This window comes from Blautia massiliensis (ex Liu et al. 2021), from assembly GCF_052064225.1.
In the GTDB taxonomy this organism is placed as follows: Bacteria; Bacillota; Clostridia; order Lachnospirales; family Lachnospiraceae; genus Blautia_A; species Blautia_A fusiformis.
Genome location: NZ_JBQHWA010000075.1, coordinates 1 through 1,727 on the forward strand (window position 1 = coordinate 1; position 1,727 = coordinate 1,727).

Genomic DNA, 1,727 nt, shown 5'->3' on the forward strand with positions numbered 1-1,727 from the left:
GTAAAATATAAGCAGTAAAAAACAAGGAGATCCTATACATGACAGAGCATGAGGAACTGCTTATGCTTCGGGAACTTGCTGCAAAACAGAAACAGCAGCTTGAAGAAAAGGACCGGATCATAGAAGAAAAAAATGAGAAGATCGAAAAACAGAATATCCAGATTGAAAATATGATCCAGGCACTCCTGCATGCTCGCAAAAAGCTGTTCGGGTCCTCTACAGAAGCGTCCAGCCAGTTAGAAGGACAGCTGTCTCTGTTTGAAACCGCGCAGGAATTAGCAGAAGAACTGGAAACACAGAGGCAGAAGATCTCTGTAAAACCCCATACCCGTACACCAAGGAAACCTGGAGTACGTGCAGAGATGCTGGAAGGACTTCCACAGGAAATTGAAGAATACATCCTTCCGGCTGACGAGACCTGCAGCATTTGTGGAAGTGAACTGAAAGTGGTAGGAAGGGAAGTTGTCCGCACAGAAGTGGAGTTTCAGCCGGCCAAAGTGACCGTAAAGCAGATCATCCGTCAGGTGGTAAAATGTGTAAGCTGTGGGACAGAAGGAAGTGAGCATCCGAACTGCCATATGCAGAAAGCAGCCGTACCGGCTCCGCTGCTTCCCCATTCCATTTCCACGCCATCTCTTGTGGCACAGATCATGTACCAGAAATTTGCCTTGGGACTTCCGCTTGCCCGTCAGGAAAATGACTGGCACCGGCTAGGCCTGGTACTCCCAAGGGGAAACATGGCACGCTGGATCATCCGCTGCAGCCAGGAATGGCTGGAGCCGGTCTACTGGGCGATCCATGCAAGGCTGATGGAGTGTGCAATCCTGCATATGGATGAAACGCGTATCCAGTGTAACAAGGAAGACGGAAAAAAAGCCAGCAGCCAGTCTTTCATGTGGGTGATCCGGAGTGCGGCAGACGAAGAGGTCAGAGCGGCATTCTTCTATTATTCCCGTACGCGTAACGGAGACGTTGCAAAGGATCTTCTGAAAAGATTCTCGGGATATCTTGTAACAGATGCCTACAGTGGCTACGAGAAGGTTGAAAACATCACCCGTTCCCTTTGCTGGTCGCACGTGCGCCGAAAGTTCCTGGACAGTATCCCGTTAGATAGGAAAGGGAAAGCAATCCCAGGTTCAAAAGGTGCCGAAGCGGTCGGTTATATCGATCTTCTATTCCGAGTAGAGGCACAGATCAAAGACCTGCCAATAGAAGAACGAAAAAAGAAGCGTCAGGATGCATCACGCCCCATCCTTGATGCCTTTTGGGCGTGGCTGGAAAAGACCTCTGGCCTGTATACGACAAATGAAAACCTGACCAAGGCACTTCATTACGCCACAAACCAGAAAAAATATCTTGAAACTTTTATGGAAGATGGCAGGCTGCCAATCTCTAATAATCTTTGTGAGGCAAACATAAAGCCATTTGCAACAGCAAGACGTGCATGGCTGTTTGCAGATACTCCGAAGGGTGCTTTTGCAAATGGAGTATTGTATACACTGGTAGAGAGCGCACGTGCCAATAACCTGGACGTATACGAATACCTGAAATATCTGCTCACAGAAATGCCAAACAATCATCACCTGGAGCATCCGGAAATCATAGATCGGTACCTGCCGTGGTCGCCAGAGCTACCGGATACCTGCAGGCTTAAAATACGAAATAAAAAGTGCTTCAAATGAATCTGTAGTGAGTATAACAAAAAAACTTCTGTTATGCACTACGCC

General features: G+C 47.8%; 1 protein-coding gene. It reads left to right on the plus strand.

From position 1 onward, the window contains the following. The first annotated feature begins 38 nt into the window (after nucleotides 1-38). Nucleotides 39-1,682: an IS66 family transposase gene (gene tnpC, locus ACTNDQ_RS15300; RefSeq protein WP_441064995.1), complete on the plus strand. Its 1,644-nt coding sequence runs from the start codon at nucleotides 39-41 to the stop codon at nucleotides 1,680-1,682. Nucleotides 1,683-1,727 lie beyond the last annotated feature (45 nt).